Source organism: Pantoea alhagi, assembly GCF_002101395.1.
GTDB lineage: Bacteria > Pseudomonadota > Gammaproteobacteria > Enterobacterales > Enterobacteriaceae > Mixta > Mixta alhagi.
Genome location: NZ_CP019706.1, coordinates 917,638 through 931,839, shown reverse-complemented (window position 1 = coordinate 931,839; position 14,202 = coordinate 917,638). Strand labels below are relative to the sequence as shown.

Below are 14,202 nucleotides of genomic sequence, written 5' to 3'. Positions count from 1 at the left end.
TTCTTCTGTGCGGCATGCCACAAAACAGTAATTCCCCGGCGCGGTTGCGGTTGCAGCGGCTGACTTCGCGGCATCATAGCCTTGCGTTGTAAACCGGGGAAATCATGATGCGTAAAGATAAGCTACTGAACTTCTTAATTAATCAGACCGATTTTTTTGATCCGCAGCAGGTCAGTGAAGTGTTTACCGCCGCCTGGCTGGCGCAGCGCTTTGCCATGCAGCGCAATACTGCCAGCCACTATCTTAACCAGCTGGTGGCGCAGGGCGAGCTGATAAAAATTAACGGTCGTCCGGTTTGTTTTCTGCATAAAGCCAGCTTTGAGCAACAGTTCTTCCCGCTGTCGCGCAACGAATACGCCAGCATCGCCGAACTGCTGGCGGAAGAGGGCGAGCCTGCACCGGAGGCTGACCATTTTGCCCTGCTGATTGGTCATGACGGCAGCCTGAAAAAGCCCATCGAACAGTTAAAAACCGCGCTGTTTTATCCCGACGGCGGGCTGCCGCTGCTGATTACCGGCGACAGCGGCACCGGAAAAAGCTATATGGCGCAACTGCTGCATCAATATGCTATTGGCCAGCAGGTTATCGCGCCCGATGCGCCCTTTATCAACTTCAACTGTGCCCAGTACGCCAGCAACCCGGAGCTGTTGACCGCTAACCTGTTCGGCTATGTAAAGGGCGCGTTTACCGGCGCGGTTAACGACAGGCCAGGGGCGTTTGAGGCGGCGCACGGCGGCATCCTGTTTCTTGATGAGGTTCACCGCCTGCATCCGGAAGGACAGGAAAAGCTGTTTACCTGGCTCGATCGCGGGGAGATCTACCGGCTGGGCGAAACCGCGCAGGGACAGCGGGTGCAGACGCGGTTGATCTTCGCCACCACCGAGGAGGTGCACAGCACTTTCCTGACCACCTTTATTCGCCGTATCCCAATTCAGGTGACGCTGCCCGATCTGGCAAGCCGCAGCCCGCAGGAGAAGCAGGCGCTGATGATGCAGTTTTTCTGGCGCGAGGCGCAGAAAGTAGGTGGGCGGTTACGGCTGAGCCCCCGGCTGATTACCGCACTGGGAAATCATATCTGGCGCGGCAACGTGGGGGAGATGAAAAACGCGGTGAAATATAGCGTTGCCTCCGCCTGGGCGCGGCAGAGGAGCCGCGAGACGATCGAGATCACCCTGCACGATCTGCCGGAAACGGTGATGGCGCAATTGCCAACGATTGAAGAGACGCAGGCGGAGCCGCTGGTGATCGATCGGACAGTTGCGCTGCCCTGGCTGCTGCGTCAACAGGATAGCGCGCGGCTGCTGATTCAGGACGCGCAACTCAGCGTGCTGTTGCTGTTTGAAAGCTGGCGCAGCGGAAAGCTGGCGTGGGAAGAGATGGAAAAACGCATGGGCAATGAAATTGAAAGCCTGTTCGACCAGCTTATTTTTACCCATCGCGATCAGCAGGAATCTTCCATGCTGCTGCTGACCAGCAGCCAGGTGCGTGAAGCGTTTTATCGGCTGGAAAAGCGCTTCAGCCTGCAGTTTAACGGCAACTGCATCTATGCGCTGAGCCACTATCTGCTGCATCGCGCCAGCGAAACGCCCGCCCGCCTTAACGCGGAGCTGATCCGGCAGCTTTCTCACAGCCTGGAACAGCGCTATCCGCTGCTCTGTGGTTTCTGTCACGAGGTGCTGGCAGCGGTAACCCATAAGCTTGATCTGCATCCACAGCGTATCGATGCGCTGCTGCTGATCCTCTGGTTACAGAAAACCGGTGTGCTGAGCCAGAAACAGGTCACGCGGGCGGTAATTCTGGCACACGGCTACGCCACCGCCAGCAGCATTGCCAACGTGGCGAACCGTCTGTTGAAAAGCAACCTGTTTGAATCTTTTGATATGCCGCTGGACGTGACGCCGGACGCGATCGCCAGCGAAGTGATGCACTATATCGAGCGCAACGCGCTGGCGTCCGGGCTGATAATTTTGGTGGATATGGGCTCGCTGAACGCCATTTATCAACACTTTAACCGCCATATCACCACGCCGGTGGCGATTATCAATAACGTCTCGACGCGCATGGCGCTTTACGTGGGTGAGCGCATTTTGCGTGGCGATCTGCCTGAAGCGATTGTTAACGACGTGGCGGAGGACCTGCCGATTGAGCATCAGCTTATCTGGCCGGTGCGGAATAAACCGCGGGCGATCGTTACCACCTGCGCGACCGGCCTGGGCGCGGCCAATAACCTGAGCGCGCTGCTGAAGGCCAGTATCCCGGAGACGCTGGCGATTGAGATGGTCGCCTGCGATTACAGCAGTCTCACCGATCGGGCGCAGCGTGAACCGCTGCTGGCGCGCTATGAGGTGTTGGCGGTGGTCGGCACGATCGATCCGCATCTGCCGGTGCCGTGGATCTCACTGGAGTCACTGATCTCCGGGACAGGCAGCGCCACACTGAGGGCGCTGTTCGGGCCGCTAACCAGCGCTGAACAGGTCGAAGAGATCAATAACCAGCTGGTGAAAAACTTCTCGCTGCGACGGGTGATTGAGTCGGTGACCATTCTTGATACCAGTAAAGTGATCAATCAGGTGGAGCAGTTTTTGCTGCGCTATGAGCACCTTGCCGGACTGACGCTAACCAACGATCGCAAGGTGGCGCTTTATATACATATCAGCTGTTTGATCGAGCGGCTGATCCGTCAGGCGGCGATCCAACGCTACAGCGGAACGCAGCGTCCGTCTCAGCAGCTTAACGCGCTGCGCGAGGCGTTTAGTGTCATTGAGGCCAGCTATAGTGTCAAAATCCCCGACGCCGAGCTGCATTACATCCACGATATTCTGTACCGCGAAACTGAATTTATTCCGTCCGATCAAGAGTTTTAGCCTCGCTTCTCTGGGCATGACGCGGCGCGCCACTATTTCTGGCACGCCGCTTGCTCTTATTAACGCGTGGAACCGCTTGATGAGGTCAGGATGAAACGTCACTACATTTTTGCCAGCCACGGCTCTTTTGCCGCCGGTATCCGTCAATCCGTTGAGCTAATTCTCGGAGAACAGCCGCATCTGCATGTGCTGTGTGCCTACGTAGATGAAAACGACGATTTAACCTGCCAGGTCGATAGCCTGATGGCCGCGTTTACGCCGCAGGATGAACTGATCGTCATTACCGATATTTTTGCCGGCAGCGTAAATAACGAATTTATTCGCTATCTGCATCGGCCCAATTTTCATCTGCTGGCCGGATTAAACCTGCCGCTGGTGATTGAGATGCTGATTGCGTCGCCCGACGAGCCCGCGATAGCGCTGATAAACGAGGCGTTGAGCAACGCCCGCGCGGGAATGCAGTACTGCAATCAGACCATTAGCAGCGCCAGCTGCGTGGATAAAGATTTCTGAGCGAGGAGGATAACAATGATAAAGCTCTTACGGGTCGATCATCGACTGCTGCATGGCCAGGTCGCCTTTTCCTGGACGCAATATATTGGCGCCGATTGCATTTTGATCGCCAATGACAGTGTGCCCAACGATGAGTTGCGCAAAACCACCATCAAGCTCGCTAAGCCGCCTGCGGTAAAGCTGGTGATTAAAAATATCGACGATGCCATTGAGGCGATCAAAAGTGGCGTCACCGACAAATATAAGCTGTTTATCGTGGTGGAGTCGGTGAGCGATGCCTGGCGGCTGGCCACGGCGGTACCGGAGATCACCAGCATTAATCTTGGCGGGATCAAGGCCAAAGAGGGCAGCCGGAATATTTCTAAAGCGATCAACGTATTGCCGGATGAAATTTCGCTGCTGGAGGCGCTGGTTCAGGCGGGCAAAGAGATTGAGATCCGCCAGGTGCCGGGCGATCGCAAACAGCTGTTTAGCGAAGCGCTGTAGCGCGGGGAGTGATGATGACAGAAGCATTACTGCTGGGGCTGGTGGCGTTTATCGCCCAGTCTGAATATGCCTTAGGCACCTCACTGCTCTCCAGGCCCATCGTCACCGGCCTGTTGACCGGCCTGGTGCTGGGCGATGTGCAAACCGGCGTGATCATGGGCGCGACGCTGGAGCTGGCATTTATCGGCTCTTTCTCGGTTGGCGCTTCAATTCCGCCTGATGTGGTAACCGGCGGCATTCTTGGTGTGGCCTTCGCCATTACCTCCGGCGCAGGTACCGAAACGGCGCTGCTGCTTGGCCTGCCGATCGCCACGCTGACGCTGGTGCTGAAAAATATCTATCTGGGGCTGTTTATCCCGACGCTCAGCCATAAGGCGGATCTGTATGCGGAGCAGGGCAACACCGGCGGCATTGAGCGTATGCATCTGCTGGCGGGCTTCGGTCTGTCGCTGATGCTGGCGACCATTGTCACCGTCTCCTTCCTGGTAGGCAGCGGCGCGGTGAAAAGCCTGCTCGACGCAATCCCTGAGTTTATTAAGCATGGACTGAGCGTAGCGACCGGCCTGATCCCGGCGCTCGGCTTCGCCATGCTGGCGCGGCTGCTGATTAACAAAAAGGTCGCGCCTTACTTTTTCCTCGGCTTTGTGCTGATGGCCTATCTCAAGATCCCGGTGACCGGCATTGCCATCCTCGGCGCAATTGTCGCGGTGGTAATGGTCAATATGACGCAGCAGCCGGTTCAGCGTGCCTCAACGGCAGAAGGAGTGAACGATGACGAAGATGATTTCTGATAACGAGCCACAGGCGGAGCCGCAGATTACGCCGCGCGATCTGCGCCGCGTCTTCTGGCGCTCTTTCCAGATGGAGTTCTCCTGGAACTATGAGCGGCAGATGAACCTGGCCTTTGTCTACGCCATGATGCCGGTGCTGAAAAAGCTCTACACGCGCCATGAGGATCTGGTGAGCGCGCTAAAACGCCATTTAGTTTTCTTTAACACCACGCCGCATATCGTCACGCTGATCCTCGGCATTACCGCCGCGATGGAGGAGAAAAACCGCAGCGGCGGCGGGTTGGACAGCGCGTCGATCGATAACGTCAAAGCGTCGCTGATGGGGCCGCTGGCCGGGCTGGGCGACTCCTTTTTCTGGGGAACGCTGCGGCTGATTGCCACCGGCATCGGCACCAGCCTGGCGCTGAAAGGCAATATTCTTGGGCCGATCCTGTTTGTGCTGATCTTTAACGTGCCGCATATCCTGGTGCGCTGGCTGTTTACCCGCTGGGGATATGTCCTCGGCACCGGCGTGCTTCAGCGCGTCCAGAAAAGCGGGATGATGGAAAGCCTCACCTACGGCGCTTCGATTATCGGTCTGATGGTGGTGGGCGCAATGACCGCCTCAATGATCGATATCACTATTCCCGTCTCTTTCGGCGCGGGCGAAGCGAAAACCCAGGTGCAGGGAATTATTGACGACATTATGCCTTGTCTGCTGCCGCTGCTGAGTTTTGGCATTGTTTACTGGCTGCTGGGCAAAAAGGTGCAGCCGCTGGCGATTATTGGCGGGATGGCGCTGGTCGGCATCCTGGGTTCATGGATTGGTCTGTTCTGAGGAGATAGCGATGTCGGTCACGATGATGGACTGTATCGAGCGCGAACCGGAAGTGCTGGCGCGTATTTTGGATGAGTATCCGCAAAAGCTGGCTCCGGCATCGGAATTGCTGGCGCAGGGAGCGGTGCGGCGACTGCTGATTCTGGCAACCGGATCGTCGCTGAATGCCGCGCAGTGCGCCGCTTTTGCCTTTAGTCAGTGGGCGAATATTCAGGTAGAGATCAGGGAGCCGTATCCCTTTACCCACTATGAGCGGTTTGATGAGACGACCGACTGGGTAATCGCCCTGTCGCAGAGCGGTAAAAGCCACTCGACGCTGGAGGCGCAGCGTAAGGTGCAGGCGGCGGGCCGCAAGGTTTACTGCCTGACCGCCGACTGCACCAGCCCGCTGGCGCGCGAAGCTGATGCGGTGCTGGATATTAACTGCGGCATTGAGCCGGTTGGCTTTGTGACCCTGGGCTTTAGCGCCACGGTGTTGAATTTACTGCTGATCGCGCTGCTGGCCGCAGAGACGCAGGGGGCGCTGGATGCCCGTGCCCGCGACAAAACGCTGAACACGCTACGTGACATGGCGCAGCGGCTGCCGGAGGTGATACGCCGCACCGATGATTTCATTACGCGCCATCAGGCGATGCTGGCTGCCGCACCGCGCTACATCGCCATCGGCTACGGCGGTCTGGTGGGCGTAGCGAAGGAGTTCGAAACCAAGTTCACCGAGACGGTGCGCCGCCCATCAAGCGGTTTTGAACTGGAAGCCTACATGCACGGCCCCTACCTGGAGGCAAACCATGAGCATCTGCTGCTGTTTATTGAAGATGCGCCGCATCCACGCCTTGCCGCCCTGCGTGACTATATGCGTCCGCACGTTAAAGCAGCCTTTACCCTCAGCGCACACGGAGAAAGCAGTGAAAGTCAGCTGGGACTGAATTTCCCCATCGATCCTTTACTGGCACCGCTGTTATTAATCGTGCCGGTACAAATAATGGCTTATCGGGTTGCCACGCTTAAAGGCATTAATTTAAGCGTGCGAATATTTGACGATTTCGACAAGGTGCTGCAAAGCAAAATTTAATTCCTCAGGAGAAAAAATATGTTGGGTTTTAATCAGGACGAGTACCTGAACAGTGCTCGTGAGATCATCGCTGCGCGTAAAATTGCCGAACAGGTAGCGGAAAATATTCATCAGGCAGGTTACAGCAATCTGTTTTTCGCCTCGGTAGGCGGCTCGCTGGCACCCATGATGGCAATCAATGAGTTTGCAAAAGAGTGTACTTCGCTGCCGATATATACCGAGCAGGCGGCGGAATTAATTAATAAGGGCAATAAGAAATTAAATAAAGATTCTGTGGTGATTACGCTTTCTAAATCGGGTGATACCAAAGAATCCGTTGCCATTGCGCAATGGTGTAAAGCGCAGGGTATTCGCGTGGTAGCGATTACTAAAAATCAGGATTCGCCGCTGGCCAGCAATGCCACATGGCATATTCCGATGCGCCATAAAAATGGGGTGGAATATGAATATATGCTGCTTTACTGGCTGTTCTTTCGGCTGGTGGCGCTGAACGGCGAGTTTGCCGACTATGAGCGCTTCGCCAGCCAGCTGGAGCTGCTGCCGGAAAATCTGCTGCAGGCCAAACGTGATTTTGATCCACAGGCCGATGAGATCGCCCGTGAGTACCATGACCGCGACTATATGATGTGGATCGGCGGCGCGGAGATGTGGGGCGAGGTCTACCTTTTCTCAATGTGTATTCTGGAGGAGATGCAGTGGAAGCGCACTAAATCGGTAAGCTCGGCGGAATTCTTTCACGGTACGCTGGAGCTGCTGGAGAAAGAGGTGCCGCTGTTCCTGGTAAAAGGCGAAGGTAAATGTCGCACGCTGGACGATCGGGTAGAAGCCTTTGCCCGTAAAATCAGCGATTGTGTGGTGGTAATCGATCCACGCGATTATCGCCTGAACGGAATAGATGACGCTTTCCGCTGGATTGTCGCCCCTTGCGTTGCTTCCACGCTGCTGGTGGATCGCCTGGCGGCACATTTTGAGAAATATACCGGACACGATCTTAATATCCGCCGCTATTACCGCCAGTTTGATTATTAATGCCCATTGCCCTTTCTGGGGCAGGTGAGCACGGCTTTCGGCTTAACTTCACTCTTACTAAGATGCATAATATATGCATCTTTTTTTTGAGTGAAATAATAATGTCTGAGAGTAATAAAGCAGGACATACCTTTCTGGCCAGCCTGGGAAAAACCCGGCTGCGTCCCGGCGGCACAGAGGCGACCGAATGGCTGATGGCCCATGCCGGGCTGAATGAACAGAGCCGGGTACTGGAAATCGCCTGTAATATGGGCACCACGGCTATTGAACTGGTTTCGCGCTTTGGCTGCCATGTTCACGCCGTGGATATGGACAAGCAGGCGCTAAGCAAAGCGCGTGAAAATGTCGCCGCAGCCGGTCTTAGCGAGCGTATCCAGGTCAGCGAAGCCAATGCGCACCATCTTCCTTTCCCGGATAACAGTTTTGATATGGTGATCAATGAAGCCATGCTCACCATGTATGCGGATAAGGCGAAACAGCGTCTGGTGCAGGAGTATTATCGTGTGTTAAAGCCAGGCGGCTGTTTGTTAACCCACGATATTATGTTAACGCAGGGGCAGCTACCGGCCAGCGCGGATTCCCGGCTACAGCAGGTGGTGAAATCTAACGTTAGCCCGATGAGTAAAGAGAACTGGCAGCAAATGTTCCTGCAGAGCGGCTTTAGTCAGGTGCAAACCCATAACGGTAAAATGTCGCTGGTGTCGCCACGCGGCATGATGAAAGATGAAGGGCTATTAAGAACCGTGAAGATTATGTTTAATGGCCTGAAAAACCGGGAAAACCGCCAGCGCTTTTTGGGCATGCTACGCTATTTCCATGCGCAGCGGCATAATATGAATTATATCGTCTGCTGTTCACGCAAAGCCTGAAACGCGGCGGGCTTTGCGTGAGCCCGCGCTGCTGGTGCCAGCATTCTGTGATTATACAGATGCTATTACGGGCAGGGTGTTGGTCAGGATGGGGATATTGCAATATTCGCTATTGTACCGGCCAACGTATTATTGGCATTTGTCACAAATATAAATAATCACATTAGTCGGCTGCTGTGGCGCGTTATAGTCGGCATCTGGATAAGGGAGAATTTACAGGGAAAGCACGGGAATGGATACCACAGAGGAACTTAATGGAACCTACTTTTATGCAGGAAGATCTAATCTTTCAGCCAGTGAATTACTGTTCATGATATTTTGCGAGAATGTAGCGGATCAACTCGGCGTTCAGGATTTCGGCGCTATTATTTCCATTGTTACCGGCCTTAATATTTTGTCGACCCGTGGAAAATTTGCTAATGCCACGCCGGGCACATCTTTAGCATCACGTGGAGCAAGAAAAGCGTTTGGTAATGCGCAGTTTCCATGGGGACTGGAGCTTCCTTCTGTCGTTGGCGGGTACCCGCCTCATCGCCTGAAAATTCTCATGACACATAAAATCGGTACGTTTGTAGGCAGAGCCATTCCGATTGTCGGATGGGTTATACTCGCAAGTGATGTTTCTGTAATTACATTCCAGACTATAAAAAAATATAATTATCTTGCCAGAGGAGGAGATAAAATTTGGTAAGTGATACAGAGATACTGGCATTTTTTCGTGGTGAATTATCCAGGCAAGTTAACCGAAAGCTCCAGACGGTTCCGCTTGAGCTGGAAACATTGTTACAGGATTATGCACCAGCCGATGAATTACCTTATGTGATTAGTGATTACAGTAACAAATATGGTGTTGATGTTTCTGCTTTGGATATGCGCAACTACTTTCCCTGGGAAAACCTGCCATTAACTACCCGCCTTTTCAAAGGGCGTAATTTCAGGGCGTCAGTAATTGCAAACAGAAAACCATTGACGGTAAAAATGTTTGCAGAATCCGCCAGGGCGGGTCGCTGGTTGTATGATTAGCTTCGCGTGCAGGTAGCCCAGCCAGTGATATCCTCCGTCTGAAAATACCGCCTCAGCAACCGGTCAGGCAGCCCGCAGTCTGCGGTTTACAGCCGGATCAAGGTCGCTCTTTGACAACAAAGTTCACAATAAAAGTTGTGCCTGCTGGCGTAACCAGGGTTAATTTGTTGTCACTAAGAATAAGCGCCCGCGACAACAGGGCAGGGAAATCAGGAGAAACTATGCGTAACACCACTAAGATTTTATTTTCGGGCGCATTGATCGGCGCGCTGGCATTTACTTCTGTTACCCATGCGGAAGGAGAGCCGCAGGCCGCTCCGGCGGAAGCCGTGCCGCAAACGCCAGCCCAGCAGGATCCGAATCAGGGCGTGCCGCAAACGCCAGCTCAACAGGATCCGACTCAGGGACAAACTCAGGATGCGCCAGCATCCGCCGTGCCGCAGTATCCTGCCCAGACCCAACCACAGGTTGAGCCGGCAACGCCTGATGCCGCAACGCCGGATACGGCTCAGCAGCAGCCGAAAGAGCCTTACGAAGTAACCGAATTCTTTAGCGATGCGCAGCGCTACACGATTGGTTCGGTGGTACCGGAAAAGTATCGGACGAAGACCTACGAGATTACTGAATGGCAAAAACGCCACCTGCCTGCGCCGGATGCTGACAGCCACTGGACCTATATGGGCGGTAACTATGTGCTGATTTCCAAAGCGGACGGCAAAATTATTAAAGCCAGATCGGGCGATATTTTCTTCCATTAATCAATTACCGGCCAGCAGCGATGCTGGCCAGTAATCTCTCCTGTTTTAACCTTTAACAGAGAGCATCTTGTGTCGGGTCAGCTTTAACCAGTGATTTAAGCCTGGCTAAAGCGTTCGGCACGGAAGGTCGCAAACATTGGATGTGGCTCACCGCTGAGCATCTCTTCCGCCAGCAACTCACCGGCAATCAGCGCCAGCGTGGCACCGGAGTGAGTAAAGGCGACAAAGCAGCCCGGCACCTTTTGCAGCTCGCCAAAAATCGGATTGCCATCGCCTGGAATCGGCTTCAGGCCTATCTTCCAGCCGCTGGCGCGCAGTGCAGGCTTGCCAGCGATCAGTTTGCTGGCTTCATCCAGCAACTCCTGCACCACCGGCTCCGGGATACGGTATTCGCCATCGCCAACAGCAGAAATATGCTCTTCATACCAGTCATGATCCACCGCCAGCGTATTGCCTGGGTTGGGTCGCACAGCGGCGCGCGGCGTATTCATCACCACATTAATCGGCTTAACTACGGGCTCGGTGGTAACCAGCATTGAGACCGGCGAGCCATTCGGGATAGTGACGCCAAGCGGCGCAACTACCTCCGGCGTTTGCGGCCCGCAGGCTACCAGCACTTTATCTGCCGACAGCTCACCGGCACGCGTGGTGCTGATACCGCAGACGCGTCCGCTGGCATCGGTTTTCACCGTGGCCTTCCCGGCATGCTCAATCAGTTGGCCGCCTCGCTGATGAAATTCTTCCATCAGCCAGCCGATCAGATGCGGCAGGCTTACCCAGCCCTCACCAGCGTTATAAATGGCGCTGTTAGCCATCGCCTGCGGCGCAATATTCTGCGTAAAAGCGTCGATATTTTCCGGGCTGACCAGCGCAGAGTCGTAGCCATGCGCTTTTTCATATGCGTGGCGCGCCTGGGTGCCGCGATCGTCATCTGCAGCCCAGTAAAGGCCGCCGTCAAAGCGCAGCCAGGGGAGATCGGGATGGTGGGCAAACAGTGTGCGATAGCGATCGATGCCCGCCATACGCAGCGCATGATATTCACGCGCACGTTCTCCAGCGGAATTGAGCCAGGAAAGGGAGCGTCCCGATGCGCCGGATCCCAGCGCCGCTTCGGTAACCAGCGTTACCTGCGCACCCTGACGCAGCAGATGTACCGCGCTGGACACGCCGATAGCGCCGCCGCCAATCACCACCACAGGTTTCTGATTATTTTTCAGTGACATCACGATGTTCCTTGTTCAGGTAAGAAAACAGGCTGTCCGTTTCAGGCAGTGCGGACGGCGTAACGGGTATGTAAATCTTCAATCAGACGCAGCGCCGCCAGCGACTCTACGGCATCTACCGGCAGCGGAGCACCTTCCAGTAACGCATTCGCCAGTTGGCGATAGAAAGCGGGATAGTCGCCGCGCTCGGTCTCGATAATGCGATCCTGGTTATTGTGGGTCAGCGTGCCCCAGCGGCTGGGCTCTTCCAGGCCCCAGGCGGCATCCAGCGGCGTCATGCCGGCCGCCAGCGCAGGTTCCTGATTATCCAGTCCCCATTTGCTAAAGCCTGCCTGGCTGCCCAGCAGATGAAAACGCGGTCCCTGGCGCGCGGCGAGCCCGTTCATCCACAGACGGGTACGCACGCCGTTAACGTGCAGCAGCGACACAAAGCTCTCTTCGTCGGCATCGGAAAGCGCGGGCTGCGTATGGCGTGCCAGCTCGGCGTAGCTGTCGGCCACCGGACCAAAGAGCTGTAACGCCTGATCGATCAGATGGCTGCCAAGATCGAGCAGCAGGCCGCCGCCTTGCGCGATAGTTGCGTGGTCGCGCCAGTTGCCGAATCCCTGCGGTCGCCACCATTCAAAACGTGATTCAAAAGTGCGGATTTCGCCCAGCGCATCCTGACTCAGCAGCTTTTTCACCGTCAGAAAATCACCGTCCCAGCGGCGGTTTTGAAACACCGTCAGCAGCGTCCCGGCAGCCCGGGCGGCGGCGAGCAGCGCTTCGCCGTCACGACTGTGCGGAACAAAAGGTTTATCAATCACCAGATGCAATCCGCGCGCAATGGCAGCTTCCGCCTGTGTGCGATGACCCTGCGGCGGCGTGCCCAGCACCAGCAGATCCAGTTCAACGTCGCCCGCATCAATTAGCTGTAACAACTCTTCCCAGCTTGCTGCCAGCCGCGCCTGCGGATAGCGCTGTCGGGCCTGCGCCCGGCGTTCAGCATCGCCGGTAACGATAACGTCCAGCGCAAAATGCGCATCGGCAGCGAGCAGTGGCGCGTGAAACACCTGACCGGAAATGCCGAATCCCACCACCGCAGTACGAATTTTTCCCTGTATTAACGCCATTACAGTACCTCTGATAAAAAGCGGCGCAGGCGCGCCGACTGCGGACATTCAAAGATCGCTTCCGGCATGCCGGTCTCCACGATTTCACCTTCATCCATAAATACCACCTGATCGGCAACTTTGCGGGCAAAGCCCATTTCATGGGTAACCACCACCATGGTCATGCCGCGCTGGCAAAGGTCTGCCATCAGGTTGAGGACGCCTTTCACCAGTTCAGGATCGAGCGCCGACGTCGCCTCGTCGAACAGCATCACCTCCGGGTCCATCGCCAGTGCGCGGGCAATGGCGACACGCTGCTGCTGGCCACCGGAAAGATCGCGTGGTCGATGATCGGCGCGCTGCGTTAACCCCACTTCATCCAGCCGCAGACGGGCAATCGCCATCGCCTGCTGCTTCGGCAGCTTTTTGATCTTCCAGGGTGCCAGCGCCACGTTTTGCAGCGCGGTATGGTCGGGAAACAGATTGAAATGCTGGAACACCATGCCGATACGCAGACGCAGCGCGTCCGGTTTATCTTTCAGCACCGAGCGGCCAGCAAGCAGCACATCGCCCGCTTTTGGTTCGTGCAGCCGGTTGATACCGCGCAGCAACGTGGATTTCCCTGAGCCAGAGGGACCGATAATGCAGGTGGTGGTGCCCGCCGGGATATGTAGCGAGACGTTGCGCAGCACCTCGATATCACCATAGGCCAGCGTCAGGTTGCGCAGCTCAAGACTGGCGCCGTGAAATGCCGCTTCCTGCTGGAGATCTGCGGCTAAGGCATTATTCAGCATACTGTTGCTCCCTATGGCGGGTGAGGGGGGCGGGTCGTCCAGTCTCCAGCGCTTGTCCGCTGTGCTGTTGCACTTCATCAACTTCTTTCAGCCCGCTTTGCGGGGCGCTGGCGCGGCGGCGCCCGTTGCGATAGCGCTCATCGATCACATTGACCAGATGCGTCATCGGCACGGTGATCGCCAGATAGAACAGGCCCGCCAGCATCAGCGGCGACAGGTTGCCGGTGAGCACGGCGGCATCCTGCCCCACGCGAAACAGTTCGCGCTGACCCACCATCAGCCCAAGCAGATAAACCAGCGAAGAATCTTTGATGATGGAGATAAACTGGTTTACCACCGCAGGCAGCACGCGGCGAATGCCCTGTGGAATAATGATCAGCGCCATCGCTCGCGCATAGCTCATGCCCAGCGCGCGGCACGCTTCCAGCTGACCTTTTTCCACGCTCTGAATACCGGAGCGGAAAATCTCGCCCATATAGGCGCTGGCGATCAGACTGAGGGCGAAAATACCGAGCGGATAGGGCGTAGGGCCAAATAGCTGATAGCTAAAACGCGCCAGCCCCTGCCCAATCAACAGGATGGTTAGAATCGACGGCAGGCCGCGAAACAGATCGGTATAGATGCGCGACGGCAAACGCAGCCAGCGCGAGGGGGAAATTGCCATTAATGCCAGAACCAGGCCAAAAGTGGTGCCCAGCACCGTGGCGGCAAGAGAGATGATCAAGGTATTGATCAACCCCGTACCCAGCAGCTGGGGGAAAACAGCCAGCATCGACGGGAAATCGAAGAAGGTACGCGACAGAATCTCGAACAGGTCCATAGTAAGCACTCGCTTTTTTCAGGGGCCGGAATGTAAACATCCCTGCCCGGTG

At 55.8% G+C, this 14,202-nt stretch carries 15 protein-coding genes; 11 read left to right on the top strand and 4 right to left on the bottom strand.

The genetic code is table 11. The annotated features are described in order from the left end of the window. The first annotated feature begins 107 nt into the window (after positions 1 to 107). From B1H58_RS04320 to B1H58_RS21195, 11 genes are all read left to right on the top strand, one after another. The gene (locus B1H58_RS04320) at positions 108 to 2,864 is read left to right on the top strand and encodes a sigma 54-interacting transcriptional regulator (RefSeq protein WP_085072225.1); all 2,757 of its coding nucleotides are present in this window, start codon (positions 108 to 110) and stop codon (positions 2,862 to 2,864) included. 90 nt (positions 2,865 to 2,954) lie between these two features. Then, positions 2,955 to 3,377 (top strand): PTS sugar transporter subunit IIA, encoded by a 423-nt coding sequence (locus B1H58_RS04315; RefSeq protein ID WP_085068155.1) that lies wholly within the window; start codon positions 2,955 to 2,957, stop codon positions 3,375 to 3,377. A gap of 15 nt (positions 3,378 to 3,392) precedes the next feature. Then, positions 3,393 to 3,863: a PTS sugar transporter subunit IIB gene (locus tag B1H58_RS04310; protein ID WP_085068154.1), complete on the top strand. Its 471-nt coding sequence runs from the start codon at positions 3,393 to 3,395 to the stop codon at positions 3,861 to 3,863. A 14-nt stretch (positions 3,864 to 3,877) separates the two neighbouring features. Beyond that, positions 3,878 to 4,654, top strand: a complete 777-nt coding sequence (locus tag B1H58_RS04305) for a PTS mannose/fructose/sorbose/N-acetylgalactosamine transporter subunit IIC (protein WP_085068153.1) — start codon at positions 3,878 to 3,880, stop codon at positions 4,652 to 4,654. Next, positions 4,644 to 5,471: a PTS system mannose/fructose/sorbose family transporter subunit IID gene (locus B1H58_RS04300; RefSeq protein ID WP_157130227.1), complete on the top strand. Its 828-nt coding sequence runs from the start codon at positions 4,644 to 4,646 to the stop codon at positions 5,469 to 5,471. Before B1H58_RS04305 ends, B1H58_RS04300 begins: the two co-directional genes overlap by 11 nt. 10 nt (positions 5,472 to 5,481) lie before the next feature. Next, positions 5,482 to 6,543 carry an SIS domain-containing protein gene (locus tag B1H58_RS04295; protein ID WP_085068151.1) on the top strand — a complete coding sequence of 354 codons (1,062 nt, stop codon included), beginning with the start codon at positions 5,482 to 5,484 and terminating at the stop codon, positions 6,541 to 6,543. Between the two features lie 18 nt (positions 6,544 to 6,561). Next, positions 6,562 to 7,572: an SIS domain-containing protein gene (locus B1H58_RS04290; protein WP_085068150.1), complete on the top strand. Its 1,011-nt coding sequence runs from the start codon at positions 6,562 to 6,564 to the stop codon at positions 7,570 to 7,572. Positions 7,573 to 7,673: 101 nt separating this feature from the next. Further along, positions 7,674 to 8,441, top strand: coding sequence for a class I SAM-dependent methyltransferase (locus tag B1H58_RS04285; protein ID WP_085068149.1), 768 nt, complete (start codon positions 7,674 to 7,676; stop codon positions 8,439 to 8,441). 232 nt (positions 8,442 to 8,673) lie between these two features. Next, positions 8,674 to 9,132: an STM2901 family protein gene (locus B1H58_RS04280; protein WP_085068148.1), complete on the top strand. Its 459-nt coding sequence runs from the start codon at positions 8,674 to 8,676 to the stop codon at positions 9,130 to 9,132. Continuing rightward, positions 9,126 to 9,464, top strand: a complete 339-nt coding sequence (locus B1H58_RS04275) for a DUF1493 family protein (RefSeq protein WP_085068147.1) — start codon at positions 9,126 to 9,128, stop codon at positions 9,462 to 9,464. The genes B1H58_RS04280 and B1H58_RS04275 overlap by 7 nt, the downstream gene beginning before the upstream one ends. Before the next feature lie 221 nt (positions 9,465 to 9,685). Beyond that, entirely contained in the window at positions 9,686 to 10,222 is a 537-nt protein-coding gene (locus tag B1H58_RS21195) for an RcnB family protein (RefSeq protein WP_085068146.1), read from the top strand. 95 nt (positions 10,223 to 10,317) lie between these two features. Here B1H58_RS21195 and B1H58_RS04265 read toward each other — a convergent pair whose 3' ends face one another. Genes B1H58_RS04265 through B1H58_RS04250 form a run of 4 tightly spaced genes read right to left on the bottom strand, consistent with a single transcriptional unit; the run spans position 10,318 to position 14,150 of the window. Continuing rightward, the gene (locus B1H58_RS04265) at positions 10,318 to 11,445 is read right to left on the bottom strand and encodes an NAD(P)/FAD-dependent oxidoreductase (protein ID WP_085068145.1); all 1,128 of its coding nucleotides are present in this window, start codon (positions 11,443 to 11,445) and stop codon (positions 10,318 to 10,320) included. Between the two features lie 41 nt (positions 11,446 to 11,486). Continuing rightward, positions 11,487 to 12,557: a Gfo/Idh/MocA family protein gene (locus B1H58_RS04260; RefSeq protein WP_085068144.1), complete on the bottom strand. Its 1,071-nt coding sequence runs from the start codon at positions 12,555 to 12,557 to the stop codon at positions 11,487 to 11,489. After that, positions 12,557 to 13,330: an amino acid ABC transporter ATP-binding protein gene (locus B1H58_RS04255; protein WP_085068143.1), complete on the bottom strand. Its 774-nt coding sequence runs from the start codon at positions 13,328 to 13,330 to the stop codon at positions 12,557 to 12,559. The genes B1H58_RS04260 and B1H58_RS04255 overlap by 1 nt, the downstream gene beginning before the upstream one ends. Further along, the gene (locus B1H58_RS04250) at positions 13,320 to 14,150 is read right to left on the bottom strand and encodes an amino acid ABC transporter permease (RefSeq protein WP_085068142.1); all 831 of its coding nucleotides are present in this window, start codon (positions 14,148 to 14,150) and stop codon (positions 13,320 to 13,322) included. The genes B1H58_RS04255 and B1H58_RS04250 overlap by 11 nt, the downstream gene beginning before the upstream one ends. Between the last annotated feature and the right edge of the window lie 52 nt (positions 14,151 to 14,202).

Coding starts and splice junctions, on each gene's coding strand:
- B1H58_RS04260 (WP_085068144.1), bottom strand. CDS start 12,557: ATGGCGTTAATACAGGGAAAAATTCGTACTGCGGTGGTGGGATTCGGC.
- B1H58_RS04295 (WP_085068151.1), top strand. CDS start 5,482: ATGTCGGTCACGATGATGGACTGTATCGAGCGCGAACCGGAAGTGCTG.
- B1H58_RS04310 (WP_085068154.1), top strand. CDS start 3,393: ATGATAAAGCTCTTACGGGTCGATCATCGACTGCTGCATGGCCAGGTC.
- B1H58_RS04265 (WP_085068145.1), bottom strand. CDS start 11,445: ATGTCACTGAAAAATAATCAGAAACCTGTGGTGGTGATTGGCGGCGGC.
- B1H58_RS04280 (WP_085068148.1), top strand. CDS start 8,674: ATGGATACCACAGAGGAACTTAATGGAACCTACTTTTATGCAGGAAGA.
- B1H58_RS04305 (WP_085068153.1), top strand. CDS start 3,878: ATGACAGAAGCATTACTGCTGGGGCTGGTGGCGTTTATCGCCCAGTCT.
- B1H58_RS04300 (WP_157130227.1), top strand. CDS start 4,644: ATGATTTCTGATAACGAGCCACAGGCGGAGCCGCAGATTACGCCGCGC.
- B1H58_RS04255 (WP_085068143.1), bottom strand. CDS start 13,330: ATGCTGAATAATGCCTTAGCCGCAGATCTCCAGCAGGAAGCGGCATTT.
- B1H58_RS04250 (WP_085068142.1), bottom strand. CDS start 14,150: ATGGACCTGTTCGAGATTCTGTCGCGTACCTTCTTCGATTTCCCGTCG.
- B1H58_RS04290 (WP_085068150.1), top strand. CDS start 6,562: ATGTTGGGTTTTAATCAGGACGAGTACCTGAACAGTGCTCGTGAGATC.
- B1H58_RS04315 (WP_085068155.1), top strand. CDS start 2,955: ATGAAACGTCACTACATTTTTGCCAGCCACGGCTCTTTTGCCGCCGGT.
- B1H58_RS04285 (WP_085068149.1), top strand. CDS start 7,674: ATGTCTGAGAGTAATAAAGCAGGACATACCTTTCTGGCCAGCCTGGGA.
- B1H58_RS21195 (WP_085068146.1), top strand. CDS start 9,686: ATGCGTAACACCACTAAGATTTTATTTTCGGGCGCATTGATCGGCGCG.
- B1H58_RS04320 (WP_085072225.1), top strand. CDS start 108: ATGCGTAAAGATAAGCTACTGAACTTCTTAATTAATCAGACCGATTTT.